The sequence below is a fragment of the Streptomyces sp. NPDC054047 genome (genome assembly GCF_055585065.1).
On record NZ_JBVJKV010000016.1, the window covers coordinates 39,234 to 53,216 of the forward strand.

General features: G+C 72.6%; 11 protein-coding genes. 8 read left to right on the plus strand and 3 right to left on the minus strand.

Features of this window, described 5'->3' with window-relative positions; all coding sequences use genetic code 11:
- Positions 1 to 165: 165 nt before the first annotated feature.
- Positions 166 to 2,328: a primosomal protein N' gene (locus tag ACZ6ZP_RS39470; RefSeq protein ID WP_366463334.1), complete on the plus strand. Its 2,163-nt coding sequence runs from the start codon at positions 166 to 168 to the stop codon at positions 2,326 to 2,328.
- A 508-nt stretch (positions 2,329 to 2,836) separates the two neighbouring features.
- On the opposite strand, the gene ACZ6ZP_RS39475 is transcribed toward ACZ6ZP_RS39470, so the two are convergent.
- Entirely contained in the window at positions 2,837 to 3,394 is a 558-nt protein-coding gene (locus tag ACZ6ZP_RS39475; RefSeq protein ID WP_399982837.1) for a hypothetical protein, read from the minus strand.
- Between the two features lie 505 nt (positions 3,395 to 3,899).
- Here ACZ6ZP_RS39475 and fmt point away from each other — a divergent pair.
- Complete coding sequence (gene fmt / locus ACZ6ZP_RS39480) at positions 3,900 to 4,844, plus strand: methionyl-tRNA formyltransferase (protein ID WP_351168689.1); 945 nt, start codon at positions 3,900 to 3,902, stop codon at positions 4,842 to 4,844.
- A 34-nt stretch (positions 4,845 to 4,878) separates the two neighbouring features.
- Positions 4,879 to 6,327 carry an RsmB/NOP family class I SAM-dependent RNA methyltransferase gene (locus tag ACZ6ZP_RS39485; RefSeq protein ID WP_361463311.1) on the plus strand — a complete coding sequence of 483 codons (1,449 nt, stop codon included), beginning with the start codon at positions 4,879 to 4,881 and terminating at the stop codon, positions 6,325 to 6,327.
- Here ACZ6ZP_RS39485 and ACZ6ZP_RS39490 read toward each other — a convergent pair.
- Positions 6,301 to 8,541: an MMPL family transporter gene (locus tag ACZ6ZP_RS39490; RefSeq protein WP_469410325.1), complete on the minus strand. Its 2,241-nt coding sequence runs from the start codon at positions 8,539 to 8,541 to the stop codon at positions 6,301 to 6,303. The genes ACZ6ZP_RS39485 and ACZ6ZP_RS39490 overlap by 27 nt on opposite strands.
- Before the next feature lie 132 nt (positions 8,542 to 8,673).
- Here ACZ6ZP_RS39490 and rpe point away from each other — a divergent pair, with 132 nt between their 5' ends.
- The 5 genes from rpe to ACZ6ZP_RS39515 all read left to right on the plus strand — a co-directional run bounded on the left by rpe (position 8,674) and on the right by ACZ6ZP_RS39515 (position 12,999).
- On the plus strand, positions 8,674 to 9,360 hold the full coding sequence (rpe, locus tag ACZ6ZP_RS39495; protein ID WP_351168695.1) for a ribulose-phosphate 3-epimerase: 687 nt from the start codon (positions 8,674 to 8,676) through the stop codon (positions 9,358 to 9,360).
- 207 nt (positions 9,361 to 9,567) lie between these two features.
- Positions 9,568 to 10,566 carry a sugar-binding transcriptional regulator gene (locus ACZ6ZP_RS39500; protein ID WP_351168878.1) on the plus strand — a complete coding sequence of 333 codons (999 nt, stop codon included), beginning with the start codon at positions 9,568 to 9,570 and terminating at the stop codon, positions 10,564 to 10,566.
- A 34-nt stretch (positions 10,567 to 10,600) separates the two neighbouring features.
- Complete coding sequence (locus ACZ6ZP_RS39505; RefSeq protein ID WP_351168697.1) at positions 10,601 to 11,008, plus strand: guanyl-specific ribonuclease; 408 nt, start codon at positions 10,601 to 10,603, stop codon at positions 11,006 to 11,008.
- Entirely contained in the window at positions 11,005 to 11,382 is a 378-nt protein-coding gene (locus tag ACZ6ZP_RS39510) for a barstar family protein (RefSeq protein ID WP_351168699.1), read from the plus strand. The genes ACZ6ZP_RS39505 and ACZ6ZP_RS39510 overlap by 4 nt, the downstream gene beginning before the upstream one ends.
- 174 nt (positions 11,383 to 11,556) lie before the next feature.
- Positions 11,557 to 12,999 carry a GuaB1 family IMP dehydrogenase-related protein gene (locus tag ACZ6ZP_RS39515; protein WP_351168701.1) on the plus strand — a complete coding sequence of 481 codons (1,443 nt, stop codon included), beginning with the start codon at positions 11,557 to 11,559 and terminating at the stop codon, positions 12,997 to 12,999.
- An 82-nt stretch (positions 13,000 to 13,081) separates the two neighbouring features.
- On the opposite strand, the gene ACZ6ZP_RS39520 is transcribed toward ACZ6ZP_RS39515, so the two are convergent.
- The gene (locus ACZ6ZP_RS39520; protein ID WP_469410326.1) at positions 13,082 to 13,891 is read right to left on the minus strand and encodes an NAD(P)H-binding protein; all 810 of its coding nucleotides are present in this window, start codon (positions 13,889 to 13,891) and stop codon (positions 13,082 to 13,084) included.
- Positions 13,892 to 13,983 lie beyond the last annotated feature (92 nt).

Here is a 13,983-nt window from a genome sequence, read left to right on the forward strand (position 1 = left end):
CCGTTTCCTCTTTGACCTGCGCTTCCGTTTCCGAGGTGGAAGGCAACCCGATGACTGGATCTCTGTCGAGAGTGCTCAATCGGCCACTGGGATGGCTGGTCCTCGCCGTCCGCATCGATGCTCGAGACCGGCCGGGTGTCAGTGCCGTCTGGTAGGAATGCAGCTGTGAGCAGGGAGAACGAGGCGGGTGGCGCCGAAGGTGCAGGGGGCAAAGCGCCTGCGCCCGAGCAGCTTGCGCTGATTCGGGACAGTGTGCGTAAGGCTGAGGTGCCGCGGGCCAAGCCGCGGACCTGGCGGGGGGCTCCGTTGGCCAAGAGCTTGCCTGTGGCTCGGGTGCTGGTCGACAAGGGAGTGCTGCATCTTGATCGGTATTTCGACTATGCGGTGCCCGAGGAGTTGGACGAGCAGGCGCAGCCTGGTGTGCGGGTTCGGGTGCGGTTCGGGGCCGGGGCCCGGAACGTGCGCAGTGGGCGGCGTGAGGGTGGGGGCCTGATCGACGGGTTTCTCGTCGAGCGCGTTGCCGAGACGGATTACTCCGGGCCCCTTGCTGCTTTGGCGCAGGTCGTGTCGCCCGAGCCCGTGCTGGATGCTGAGTTGCTCGGGCTCGCTCGGGCCGTGGCCGATCGGTACGCGGGCAGCCTTGCCGATGTGTTGCAGCTGGCCGTTCCGCCTCGGCATGCTCGGGCCGAGGCGCGGGCTGTCGGCGAGGTTCCCGCGCCTCCGGTCGCGCCTGAGCCGGGGTCCTGGCGGCGGTACGGCCATGGGGCCGAATTCTTGGGGGCGCTTGCCTCGGGGGGTGCGCCTCGGGCTGTGTGGACCGCCCTTCCCGGGCCGGAGTGGGCCGAGGAGATCGCCAGGGCAGTGCAGGCGACTCTCGCCTCCGGGCGGGGGGCTCTTGTGGTGGTGCCTGCTGGGCGGCCCGCCGCGCGGGTCGATGCGGCGCTGACCGAGCTCATGGGGGCGGGGCAGCATGCGCTGCTCACCGCTGATGTGGGGCAGGAGCGGCGCTATCGGGAGTGGCTCTCCGTGCGGCGCGGTGCCGTGCGCGCTGTGGTGGGCACGCGGGCCGCCATGTTCGCGCCCGTGAAGAATCTTGGGCTCGTCGTGATCTGGGACGACGGCGATGCCAGTCACAGCGATGACAACGCTCCCTTCCCGCATGTGCGCGAAGTGCTTGAGCTGCGGGCCTCGCGGGACAAGTGCGGCTTTTTGCTCGGGAGTTGGAGTTGCACGGTCGAGGCCGCGCAGCTGGTGGAGAGCGGGTGGGCGGCGCCGCTGGTCGCCGATCGCGAGCAGGTGCGGGGGAGCGCGCCGCTCGTACGGACCGTGGGGGACGGAGATCTTGCCCGGGACGAGGCGGCGCGGGCCGCGCGGCTTCCGTCGCTTGCCTGGAACGTGGTGCGTGAGGGGCTGAAGCACGGGCCGGTGCTGGTGCAGGTGCCTCGGCGGGGGTACGTGCCTCGGCTCGCGTGCGAGCGGTGCCGGGAGCCCGCGCGGTGCAGGCACTGTGCGGGGCCGTTGGAGGCGCGGGACGGTGGCGGCCTTTGGTGCGGCTGGTGCGGGGTGGAGGAGGGCGCCTGGCACTGCGGGGAGTGCGGGGGGTTCCGGCTGCGGGCGCAGGTGGTGGGGGCGCGGCGTACGGCCGAGGAGCTGGGGCGGGCGTTTCCTGCGGTGCCGGTGCGGACGTCGGGGCGGGAGCAGATTCTTGACACCGTGCCGGGGTCGCCTGCGTTGGTGGTGAGCACTCCGGGGGCGGAGCCTGTCGCCGAGGGCGGCTATGCCGCTGCCCTGTTGCTCGACGGGTGGGCCATGTTGGGACGGCCCGACCTGCGGGCCGGGGAGGAGGCGCTGCGGCGCTGGATCAGTGCGTCTTCGCTGGTGCGGCCGCAGGGGGAGGGCGGGACCGTGGTGGTCGTCGCCGAGCCGACGCTGCGGCCCGTGCAGGCGCTTGTGCGGTGGGATCCCGTGGGGCATGCGGTGCGGGAGCTTTCCGAGCGGGCCGAGTTGGGGTTTCCGCCCGTGTCGCGGATGGCCTCCGTGGCGGGGACCTCGGAGGCGCTCTCCGGGTTTCTCTCCGCGGCTGAACTTCCGGGGGACGCGGTGGTGTTGGGGCCCGTCCCCGTGCCGGAGGCGGGGCCTGGGCCCGCGCCTTCGCGCCGTGCCGGGACGGCGCCGGTGGGGGAGCGGTGGGAGCGGGTGCTGGTGCGGGTGCCGCCGGGGAGCGGGGCCGCGCTTGCCGCTTCGCTGAAGGTGGCGCAGGCTGCGCGGATGGCGCGGGGGGCCGCGGAGCCCGTGCGGATTCGGGTGGACCCGCCGGATATTGGCTAGGGGGCTCGTCTGGGGTCCCCCGGGCCGGGGGACCGGTTGTTGGTCTTCCTCGGGTGCTCGCTGCCTGCGGGGTGCTTGGCGCCTTGTCGCTCGGCGCCCGGCGGTGGGGCGTTGTGCCCACCCGTTCCGCCCTGCGGAACGCCTGCCCACAACGGGGCGGGGCGGCTTGGAGCTGTGGGGTCGCCGGTGGTGGGGCTGGGGTCGGCTGTGTGTGGGGGGGCCTGCCCATGACGGGGGCGTGTGCCCATGACGGGGGCGGCTTGGCAACGGGGTCGGCTGCCCGCAACGGGGGTCGCTTGTGACGGAGGCGGCTTGGCTGCGGGTTGGGTGGGGTTCTGGACGAGGCGAGCTTCCGCCCACGACGGGGGCCGGGTGCAGCGAGGCCTGGCTCGGCTGCCGGTTGTGTGGGGTCCTAGGTGTGTGGAGGCTGCCCGCAACGAGGGGCGGGCACAACGGCGGCGGCCGCCCGCCGGGGAAACCGGTTGGGCAGCCGCCGCCGTTGTAGAGGTCAGCCGTTGCGGGGGCCGGGGAAAGCGTTCGGGCGGGGGTCCTCGCGGAGGGCGGGGCTGCCTGCCGTGGGCTGGGTCGGCATCGCGCGGGCCGCGGGGACCGAGGGGACCGAGGGAAGGGGAGCGCCGACCGGGACCGGGGGGCGCGCGGCCGTGGCGGAGGGAACCGTCTCCGTGGCGCGCTCCGCCTCCGCCGCCGCCTGTGTCGTGGCCCGGCGGGCGCCGTAACGGCGGTGCACCGCCTGCTTGGTGACCCCGAGGGCCGAGCCCACCGCGTCCCACGAGAAGCCCAGTGAGCGGTCGAAGTCCACCGCGGCGGTCACGAGTGTCTCGACGCTGTCCCGCAGTTCCTGGGCGAGGCGGACGGTCGGGGCGGGGGCGCGCCCGTACACGACGAAGCCCGCGGAGGGGCTGGAGCGGCGCGGGCGGTAGACGTTGCCGAGCTGGGCGGTCAGCGTACGCAGGGCGTCCACCTGCCGGCGGACCCGCTCGATGTCCCGAACCAGGAGGTGCAGGCTGGCCCGTGCCTGGGCGTCGTGGGTTGCGTGGTCGGCCATGAACAAGCCTCTCGAACCGGCGTTGAAAAGGATCGGGCCGCGTCGGCGCGGCCCGTTGTGGTCAACTCTTTCTTGACCAACGCGCTAGTTCGTTTGGGGTCACGGTGCGGGGGCGTATGCGTATATGCACGGGGCGCGCGTCCACTCGTACGCCCCCGGACGAGCCGCACCCGGCAGGAGCGTTTCCGTGACGGTCGCTCAAGCGGCGGGCGGGGCCCGCGGGTGCGGTGCGGGGCGGACGGGCTCTGTGATGGGCGGCGTACAGGAGCACACCCCCGGGAGGTTCGCTCCGTGCAGGCACTCCGCAGTTAGCCGTGCCCCCGATATGCGTTCCGAAACAGACGGTTTCGCGGCGCGGAGGTGACGTCCGGCAGGTGGGGGCCCCGGGGAGGGCCGGCGGGTGCGCTCCAGGGAGGGGAGGCCCCGCGGAGAGCGGCTCGGCAAGGCGGCTCATAGACTGGTGCGCTCCCCGCACGTTCCCGTCCCGAGAGGCCGAAAGGCAACGATGAAGCTCGTCTTCGCAGGCACCCCCGAGGTCGCCGTCCCCGCCCTGGACGCCCTGATCGCCTCCGACCGGCACGAGGTGGCCGCCGTCGTCACCCGGCCCGACGCCCCCGCGGGCCGCGGCCGCAGGCTCGTCGCGAGCCCCGTCGCCCAGCGCGCGGAGGAGGCCGGGATCGAGGTCCTCAAGCCGGTGAAGCCGCGTGACGAGGAGTTCCTGGCCCGGCTGCGCGAGATCGCGCCCGACTGCTGCCCGGTCGTCGCCTATGGCGCGCTGCTCCCCAAGGTCGCCCTGGACGTCCCGGCCCACGGCTGGGTCAACCTGCACTTCTCGCTGCTGCCCGCCTGGCGCGGCGCCGCTCCCGTCCAGCACGCGGTGATGGCGGGGGACGAGATCACGGGTGCCTCCACCTTCCTCATCGAGCAGGGGCTCGACTCCGGTCCGGTGTACGGCACCGTGACCGAGGTCGTCCGCCCCACCGACACCAGCGGTGACCTGCTCACCCGCCTCGCCTTCGCAGGGTCCGGTCTGCTGGCCGCCACCATGGACGGCATCGAGGACGGCTCCCTGAAGGCCGTACCGCAGCCCGCCGACGGCATCACCCTCGCCCCGAAGATCACCGTCGAGGACGCCCAGGTGGACTGGTCCGCCCCGGCCCTGCGCGTCGACCGGGTCGTGCGCGGCTGCACCCCGGCGCCCGGCGCCTGGTCCGTGTTCCGCGGGGAGCGACTGAAGATCATCCAGGCCGCGCTCGTCGCGGACCGCACCGACCTCGCGCCCGGCGAGCTCGCCGCCGCGAAGAACAACGTGTACGTCGGCAGCGGCTCGCACGCCGTGGAGCTGCTCTGGGTCCAGCCGCAGGGCAAGAAGCCGATGCGCGGCGCCGACTGGGCGCGCGGGGTGCGGATCGCCCCGGGCGAGCGGCTCGACGCCACCGACGTACGCTGAATGAGTTCGGCCCCCATCCAATAGCGGAGCACCTTTGAACGACCAGCCCGACCGGCGGCCCCAGAAGCAGGGCAAGCCCGGCAAGCCCCACCGCCGCCCCAAGAAGGACCCCGTCCGTTTCCTCGCCTTCGAGGCGCTGCGGGCCGTGGACGAGCGCGACGCGTACGCGAACCTCGTCCTGCCGCCGCTCCTGCGCAAGGCCCGGGAGAAGGAAGGGCCCGAGAAGTTCGACGCACGGGACGCGGCGCTCGCCACCGAGCTCGTCTACGGGACGCTGCGCAGGCAGGGAACGTACGACGCGATCGTGGCCGCCTGCATCGACCGGCCGCTGCGCGAGGTCGACCCGCCGGTGCTCGACGTGCTGAACATGGGCGTGCACCAGCTGCTCGGCACGCGCATCCCGACGCACGCCGCCGTCTCCGCCTCCGTGGAACTCGCGCGCGTGGTGCTCGGTGACGGGCGGGCCAAGTTCGTCAACGCGGTCCTGCGCAAGGTCGCCGCCGACGATCTCGACGGCTGGGTGGCGCGGGTCGCGCCGCCCTACGACGAGGACGCCGAGGACCATCTCGCCGTCGTCCACTCGCACCCCCGCTGGGTCGTCTCCGCGCTCTGGGACGCGCTCGGCGGCGGCCGGGCCGGCATCGAGGACCTCCTGGAGGCCGACAACGAGCGGCCCGAGGTGACCCTCGTGGCCCGGCCGGGCCGCACCACCGCCGATGAACTCCTCGACGCGGTCGGCGAGGAGTCCGCGCTGCCGGGGCGCTGGTCGCCGTATGCCGTGCGGCTCAGCGAAGGCGGCGAGCCGGGGTCGATCGACGCCGTGCGCGAGGGCCGCGCCGGGGTCCAGGACGAGGGCAGCCAGCTGGTCGCGATCGCACTCGCGAACGCCCCCATCGAGGGGCGCGACGAGAAGTGGCTCGACGGATGCGCGGGCCCCGGCGGCAAGGCCGCCATGCTCGCCGGTCTCGCCGCCCAGCGCGGCGCGGCCCTGCTGGCCGCCGAGAAGCAGCCGCACCGGGCCCGCCTCGTGGCGCAGGCCCTGCGCGGCAACCCGGGCCCGTACCAGGTAGTCGCCGCCGACGGCACCCGGCCGCCGTGGCAGCCCGGCACCTTCGACCGTGTCCTGATGGACGTGCCCTGCACGGGACTCGGCGCCCTGCGCCGCCGTCCCGAGGCCCGCTGGCGCCGCCGTCCCGAGGACCTGGACGGCTTCGCGCCGCTCCAGCGGGGGCTGCTGCGCACCGCGCTGGAGTCCGTGCGCGTCGGCGGCATCGTCGGTTACGCCACCTGTTCACCGCACCTCGCGGAGACGCGTGCGGTCGTCGACGACGTCCTCAAGCAGCACGAGGGCGCCGAGCTGATCGACGCCCGCCCGCTGCTGCCCGGCGTCCCGGCCCTGGGCGACGGCCCCGACCTGCAGCTGTGGCCGCATCTGCACGGCACGGACGCGATGTATCTAGCGCTGATCCGGCGGACTGCCTGACCCTGCCTGGGGCGGCCCTGTCGCCGTCCCCGTCTCTTTCCTCGTCCCCGCCCCCGCCTGCACGGTCGGGGGCGGGGGTGTACGGAGCGCCGGGTCCTTGCTCAGGGCGTGCGGCCACCACACCTTCGGCCCCACGTCCAGGAACAACGCGGTGACCAGGACGGACCGCACGACGAACGTGTCGAGCAGGACGCCGAGCGCGACCGCGAAGCCGATCTCGGCGAACGCCACCATCGGGAGCGTGCCGAGCGCGGCGAAGGTGCCCGCAAGGACCAGGCCCGCCGACGTGATGACCGCGCCGGTCGCGGCGAGACCGGTCAGCACGCCCGCACGGGTGCCCTGGCGGCCCGCTTCCTCGCGGATGCGGGTCGACAGGAAGATGTTGTAGTCGATGCCCAGCGCCACCAGGAACACGAAGACGAAGAGCGGGAAGTCCGTGGACTCGCCCGCGTAGTCGAAGAGGTGGCGGAAGGCGAGCGCACTGATGCCCAGGGCGGCGGAGAAGGACAGGACGACCGTCGCGATCAGGAGCAGCGGCGCCACCAGGGCGCGCAGCAGCGCGGCGAGGATCAGCAGGACGACCAGGAGGACGAGCGGGATCACCAGCTTGTTGTCGTGGGTCGTCGCGCGGTCCATGTCCAAAAGGGCCGCCGTGCCGCCGCCCACCATGGCGTCCGCGTCGGGCACCGCGTGCACCGCGTCGCGCACCCGGTCCACCGTCTGCTTGGCCGCCTCGCTGTCGGCGGGGTCGGTCGGGGTCGCCTCGAACAGGACTTTGCCGTCGGCCTCCGCCTTGGTCCCCGGCGGTACGCCGATGCTCGCCGGGTCCACGCCCCGGGTCTGGGCGACGGTACTGCGGACCTCCTCGCCCTGATCGGCATGGGCCACGATCACCAGCGGGTCGCCGCTGCCCGCCGGGAAGTACTCGGCCTGCACCTCCTGGCCGACGATCGAGTCCGGCTTGTCCGTGAACGAGTCCGCGTTGCTGAGTCCTTCCGCGCGCAGCTGGGTCAGGCCGAGCGCCAGGCCCGCGAGCACCACCGCGGTGACGCCCCAGGTCAGGCGCGGACGGTGGGAGATACGGCGGCCCATGCGGGCCCAGATGCCGCGCTCGGTGGGCTCCTCGGAGCCGTTGTGCGGGATCAGCGGCCAGAAGAGCCACCGGCCGCAGACCACCAGGAGCGCGGGGAACAGCGACAGCATCGCGAGCAGGGCGACCGCGACACCGATGGCGGACACGGGGCCGAGGCCCCGCGTCGAGTTCATGTCCGCGGTGAGCAGCACCAGCATGCTGACGACGACCGTGGCGCCCGACGCGATGACCGCGGGGCCCGCCCGGTGCAGGGCCAGCTGCATCGCCTCGTGCCGGTCCTCGTGGCGGCGCAGCTCCTCGCGGTAGCGGGCGACCAGGAGCAGGGCATAGTCCGTCCCCGCCCCGAAGACGAGGACCGTGAGGATGCCCGCGCTCTGGCCGTTGACCGTCAGGCCCGCGTGCTCCGCCAGGAGATAGATCAGCGCCTGCGCCGTGAACAGGGAGACGACCGCCGCGATCAGCGGGACGAGCAGGAGGATCGGGCTGCGGTAGGTGATCAGGAGGATCACGATGACGACGCCGGCCGCCGCGAGCAGCAGCGTCGAGTCGATGCCCTCGAACGCCTCGGAGAAGTCCGCCGAAGTACCGCCCGGCCCGGTGACGTGCACCGCGAGCCCTCCCGAGCTCTCGCCCGAGCGCTCCCGGACGGAGTCGACGGCGGGACCGATCCGCTCCCAGCCCTTCTCGTCCATCGTGATGGGCACGAAGACCTGCGCCGCCTTGGCCTCGCCCGGGTCCTTCGTGTCGAAGACGGGTCCGCGGGTCTCCGCGCCGCGGATGCCGTGGGCGCTGAGCTCCTTGAGCTCGCCGACGTCCTCGGTGATCCGTGCCCGGTCGTCGGCGGTCAGCCCGCTCTCACGGGCGTACACGACGATCGCGGGAATCTGCTCGGGCCTGAACTCCTCGGAGATGTCCAGGACTTGGGTGGACTCCGCGGAACCGGGCAGCCAGGACGACGCCTGGTTGTCCTGGGCGTCCGTGAGCTTGCCCGCGAGCGGCGCGGCGACGACGATCACCACCAGCCAGAACAGCACCACCAGCCACTTGGTGCGCCGCCCGCACACCAGCCAGGCCACGCCACGGCCCGCCTGACGCTGTTCTTCCGACCGTTCGTCTGGCATGGCTACCCCCGCTGCCCCACGTGATGCCGGTGGACCGCCCAGCATGGCACGCGGTCCATGGTCAAGGGAGTCGGTCGGCCCACGCTACGGACCGCGGAAGGCAACGAGCGCCGGGCATGGCAGTCTTGGGGCATGGCCGTGCAGATCAACCCCAGCATCCTGTCCGCGGATTTCGCCCGTCTTGCCGAGGAGGCAACGGCGGTCGAAGGTGCCGACTGGCTCCATGTCGACGTCATGGACAACCACTTCGTCCCCAACCTCACCCTGGGGGTGCCGGTCGTAGAGTCACTGGCCCGAGCGACGGACACCCCGCTGGACTGCCATCTGATGATCGAGGACGTCGATCGCTGGGCTCCGCAGTACGTCGAAGCGGGCGCCGGATCGGTCACCTTCCACGTGGAGGCGGCCGCGGCTCCCGTCCGCCTGGCCCGTGAGATCCGCGCCCAGGGCGCCCGCGCCTCCATGGCGCTGAAGCCGGCGACGCCCATCGAGCCGTACGAGGATCTGCTCTCCGAGCTCGACATGCTGCTGATCATGACCGTCGAGCCGGGGTTCGGGGGCCAGTCATTCCTCGACATCATGCTCCCGAAGATCCGCCGCACCCGCGAGTTGATCAGCAAGCACGGCCTTGAGCTCTGGCTCCAGGTCGACGGCGGAGTCTCGGCCTCGACCATCGAGCGCTGCGCCGAGGCCGGCGCCGACGTCTTCGTGGCAGGCTCCGCGGTGTACGGGGCGAACGACCCGGCGGCGGCGGTACGTGCACTGCGCACCCAGGCGACCGGTGCGATGTCCACGGCGGCATGGGCATGCGGCCACTGAGCCACGGATACGTGAACGCAGTCCTTCAGGGCTGATCAAGTACGTCGGATCTGCAAGGATGAACGACGAACCCAGGTTGCGCTGCGGCAATGCGCGCGAAGCCGTGACAATGCGCGCCAAGCCGCACCAATGGGTGTGAATGCGTGAACGACAGTTGTTTGAAATGACAGTGAGGAGATCGTCGTGTCGACGGGCGGCCGGTCAGCCATGCGGATGGGACCCGCGGAGCTGGTGCAGGCGGCGGCCATGGCCCGCCGCTTCTATCTCGAGGGCAAATCCAAGATCCAGATCGCCGAGGAGTTCGGCGTCAGCCGCTTCAAGGTGGCCCGGGTCCTGGAGACGGCTCTCGAGCGTGATCTCGTACGGATCGAGATCCGTGTGCCCGCCGAGCTGGACGCGGAGCGCTCGGACGCGCTGCGTGCCCGCTACGGCCTGCGGCACGCGGTCGTCGTCGAGTCGCCGGCGTCGGCCGACGAGATCGAGGACTCTCCGGACCCCGAGAACCTCGGCGAGGTCGCTGCCGATCTGCTCGGCGAGCTGGTCACCGAGGGCGATGTCCTCGGCCTGGCGTGGGGGCGCTCGACCATCCACATGGCGGCTGCCCTCGACCAGCTTCCGCCGTGCACCGTCGTGCAGCTGACGGGTGTGTACGACGCCGGAACAGCCGAACGCGGTTCGGTCGAGGCCGTGCGGCGTGCCGCGCAGGTCTCCGGCGGCGAGGCCCACCCCATCTACGCGCCGATGCTGCTGCCGGACCCGGCCACCGCGGCCGCCCTGCGGAACCAGACCGGGATCGCGCGGGCGTTCGAGTACTTCGACAAGGTCACCGTCGCCGCCGTCTCCATCGGTTCCTGGGAGCCCGGCATCTCCACCGTCCACGACATGCTCAGCGACGAGGAACGTGCGCACTACGCCTCGCTGGGAGTGGCCGCCGAGATGTCCGCGCACCTCTTCGACGCCGAGGGGCGTCGGGTCGGGCGTGACCTGGGGGAGCGGTGCATCACCGTCGAAGCCGACCGGCTGCGACGGATTCCTGAGGTCGTCGCCATCGCGGGCGGGCAGCGCAAGGCCGCCGCGATCGACGCGGTGCTGCGTTCGGGGCTCGTGACCAGCCTGGTCACGGACACCGCCGCCGCGGATCAGTTGATGATCATGGGGCACACGCCGCATCCCGCGCTGGACCGGGCGGACCCGGACGGCAGCTGAGCGGCCGCGGGGGCGCCGTGGCAGCATCTGTTGCATGCTGACCCGGTTCGTCCCCCGCGTCCTGGCGGCGCTGCTGGTCTGCCTTGCCGTCCTCGTCACGGGGTGCTCCTCGGGGGACGGCGGGCAGGCGGAGAGCGGCAGTTCCGCCCCCGCCTGGGCGCACGGCATGCCCACCGTCCAGGCCGACCGGCTGCCCGTCGAGGCGCGGCGGACGTTGCGGCTCATCGATGACGGTGGGCCCTTCCCGTACGCCAAGGACGGCTCCGTCTTCGGCAACTTCGAGGGCGAGCTGCCGAAGCAGCGGCGCGGTCACTACCGCGAGTACACCGTGCCCACCCCCGGCGAGCGCGACCGGGGCGCACGCCGGATCGTCACCGGGAGCGGTGGCGAGACCTACTACACGGACGACCACTACACGTCCTTCAAGGCGGTACTGAGATGACGTCCGAACCGCAGACCCCCGAACCGCTCGCGCCCGTGCTGCGGGCCGTCCGGGACGCCGGGATGGCCACCGTCTCGCTCGACCTGACCGGCGTGGGCGACAAGGCGGCCTTCATGGACCGCTGCGCCCGCGCGCTCGAACTTCCCGACTGGTTCGGGCGCAACTGGGACGCGCTCGCCGACTGCCTCACCGACCTCGGATGGGCGCCTCCCGCGCCCGGCCGTCTCCTCGTCGTCTCCGGCTGGCAGGAGTACGCCGATGCGGCGCCCCAGGAGTGGATCGTCGCCCAAGAGGTGTTCACCGACGCGGTCGAGTACGCCCGGGAGCGCGGCACGGGTCTGGAGATCGTCCTCGCGCTCGGCACCCGCGCCTGAGCGGACGGTGACCGTCCGCACCGGTGCTTGGAGGTTCCGACCAGGGGTCCCGCCGCCCGGCTGGGTGATCGTCCCAGGCAGCGCATCACCCGGGACATGGGACACTGAAGTACGTGCTTTTCCCTCGGCCTAACTGTCCGGGGGCCACCTCTGATCGACTGGGATGAGCAGCACGTGCGTTTCCTCAATGACATCCAGCCTGCGTACGACCTGACGTACGACGACGTCTTCATGGTGCCGCGGCGCTCCGCCGTCGGATCGCGTCAGGGCGTGGACCTCTCCTCGCCGGACGGCACCGGCACCACGATCCCGCTGGTCGTCGCGAACATGACCGCGATCGCCGGACGCCGGATGGCCGAGACCGTCGCCCGCCGCGGCGGCCTCGTCGTGATCCCGCAGGACATTCCGATCGAGGTCGTCACCGAGGTCATCTCCTGGGTCAAGACGCGTCACCACGTCCTGGACACCCCGATCGTCCTGGCCCCCACGCAGACCGTCGCCGACGCGCTGGCCCTGCTGTCCAAGCGCGCGCACAACGCGGGCGTCGTCGTGGACGGCGACCAGAAGCCGATCGGCGTCGTCACCGACACGGACCTGAACGGCGTCGACCGCTTCACCCAGATCTCCGAGGTCATGTCCAAGGACCTCGTGCTCCTGGACGCGGACATCGACCCGCGCGACGCCTTCAACAAGCTGGACGCCGCCAACCGCCGTTACGCCCCGGCCGTGGGCAAGGACGGCCGCCTCGCCGGCATCCTGACCCGCACGGGCGCCCTGCGCGCGACGCTCTACTCGCCCGCCCTGGACGCCAACGGCAAGCTGCGCATCGCCGCCGCCGTCGGCATCAACGGCGACGTGGCGAGCAAGGCCAAGCAGCTGCTCGACGCCGGCGCCGACACGCTCGTCGTGGACACCGCGCACGGCCACCAGGAGTCGATGATCGCCGCGGTCAAGGCCGTGCGCGCGCTCGACCCGCAGGTGCCGATCGTGGCGGGCAACATCGTCGCCGCCGAGGGCGTACGGGACCTGATCGAGGCCGGTGCCGACATCATCAAGGTCGGCGTGGGCCCCGGCGCCATGTGCACCACGCGCATGATGACCGGCGTCGGTCGCCCGCAGTTCTCCGCAGTGCTCGAATGCGCCGCCGAGGCCGCGAAGTTCGGCAAGCACGTCTGGGCCGACGGCGGTGTCCGGCACCCCCGTGACGTCGCCATGGCGCTGGCCGCCGGTGCGTCGAACGTCATGATCGGTTCGTGGTTCGCCGGGACGTACGAGTCCCCGGGCGACCTCCAGCAGGACGCCAACGGCCGCCTGTACAAGGAGTCGTTCGGCATGGCGTCGGCCCGCGCGGTCAAGAACCGCACGAGCGAGGAGTCGGCCTACGACCGCGCCCGCAAGGCGCTGTTCGAGGAGGGCATCTCGACCTCGCGGATGTTCCTGGACCCGGAGCGGCCCGGCGTCGAGGACCTGATCGACTCGATCATCGCGGGCGTCCGTTCCTCCTGCACGTACGCGGGTGCGGGCTCCCTGGCGGAGTTCGCCGAGCGGGCGACCGTGGGTGTGCAGAGCGCCGCGGGCTATGCGGAGGGCAAGCCCCTGCACGCCAGCTGGAGCTAGCCGCCGCGCGGGGGCTGCCGTTTGCCGCTGCGGGTTCGTCGTGGCTCGTCGCGCAGTGCCCCGCGCCCCTGGCGGGGCCTCGTCAGGGGCGCACCGTGGCCGCGTACACCTCGATGGCCGGGCGGGGCTCCTTGCCGAGGAGAGTGCGCAGGGCGCTGCCGTCCACGCCCGTGCCGTCCAGGAAGCCGCCCGCGATCGCCGCGTACGTGCTCAGGAGCATCGGCACCTGGAACGGCAGCGCCCCTCCGGCCGCGGTGATCGCCTCGCGGGTCGCGGCGAGTGTGCCGGGTTCGTACGAGCCGCCGATCGCGGCGGCCAGGTCGGCGCCGCCCAGGGCGTGTTCGCCGACGAGTTCGTAGGTGCGGCCCGCGTGGGCGGCCGGATCCGTCGCCACCCGCACCGCGACGTCGGCCAGGTCCTCGCGCGCCACGGCGGCCATGCGGCCCGCCCCGAGCGGTGCGGCCACGGTCCCGTCGGGCCCCGGCGCGGCGACAGCCGCGAGGAACTCCGCGTACAGGCCGTTGCGAAGCACCGTCCAGTTCAGCGAGGAGCCGCGCAGCCTGCGCTCGGTCCAGCGGTGGGCCAGCGCGTAGGTGAGATGGTCCCCGTCGCCGCTCAGGCTGGTGTAGACGAGGTGGCCGACCCCCGCCTTCTCGGCGGCGGAGATCACGGCCTCGTGGCGGGCGATGACGACATCGTCCTCGGCGGCGCCCGCCGAGATGACCAGCAACGTGTCGACGCCGGTGAAGTCCAGCGATGCCGGGTCGTCGAAGTCGACGCGGCGCCCGCCGGGAGCGGGGCTGCGGGAGCCGACGACGACATCGGACCGGTCCGCGAGACGGGCGGTGACGAGCTTGCCGAGGGCGCCCGTGGCACCGGTGATCATGAGCATGGGAAGGTTCCCCCGTGGTGAGTGGTTGTGCCGCTGTCAGGACCGGCCCGCTGTCAGGACCGGCCCGCTGTTCGGGTGAGGCCCGGTGACCG

What these genes read in the sequence shown, in the direction of transcription:
- ACZ6ZP_RS39475 (WP_399982837.1), bottom strand. Translation starts at nt 3,394, where the DNA reads ATGGCCGACCACGCAACCCACGACGCCCAGGCACGGGCCAGCCTGCAC.
- fmt (WP_351168689.1), top strand. Translation starts at nt 3,900, where the DNA reads ATGAAGCTCGTCTTCGCAGGCACCCCCGAGGTCGCCGTCCCCGCCCTG.
- ACZ6ZP_RS39490 (WP_469410325.1), bottom strand. Translation starts at nt 8,541, where the DNA reads ATGCCAGACGAACGGTCGGAAGAACAGCGTCAGGCGGGCCGTGGCGTG.
- rpe (WP_351168695.1), top strand. Translation starts at nt 8,674, where the DNA reads ATGGCCGTGCAGATCAACCCCAGCATCCTGTCCGCGGATTTCGCCCGT.
- ACZ6ZP_RS39500 (WP_351168878.1), top strand. Translation starts at nt 9,568, where the DNA reads ATGCGGATGGGACCCGCGGAGCTGGTGCAGGCGGCGGCCATGGCCCGC.
- ACZ6ZP_RS39505 (WP_351168697.1), top strand. Translation starts at nt 10,601, where the DNA reads ATGCTGACCCGGTTCGTCCCCCGCGTCCTGGCGGCGCTGCTGGTCTGC.
- ACZ6ZP_RS39510 (WP_351168699.1), top strand. Translation starts at nt 11,005, where the DNA reads ATGACGTCCGAACCGCAGACCCCCGAACCGCTCGCGCCCGTGCTGCGG.
- ACZ6ZP_RS39520 (WP_469410326.1), bottom strand. Translation starts at nt 13,891, where the DNA reads ATGCTCATGATCACCGGTGCCACGGGCGCCCTCGGCAAGCTCGTCACC.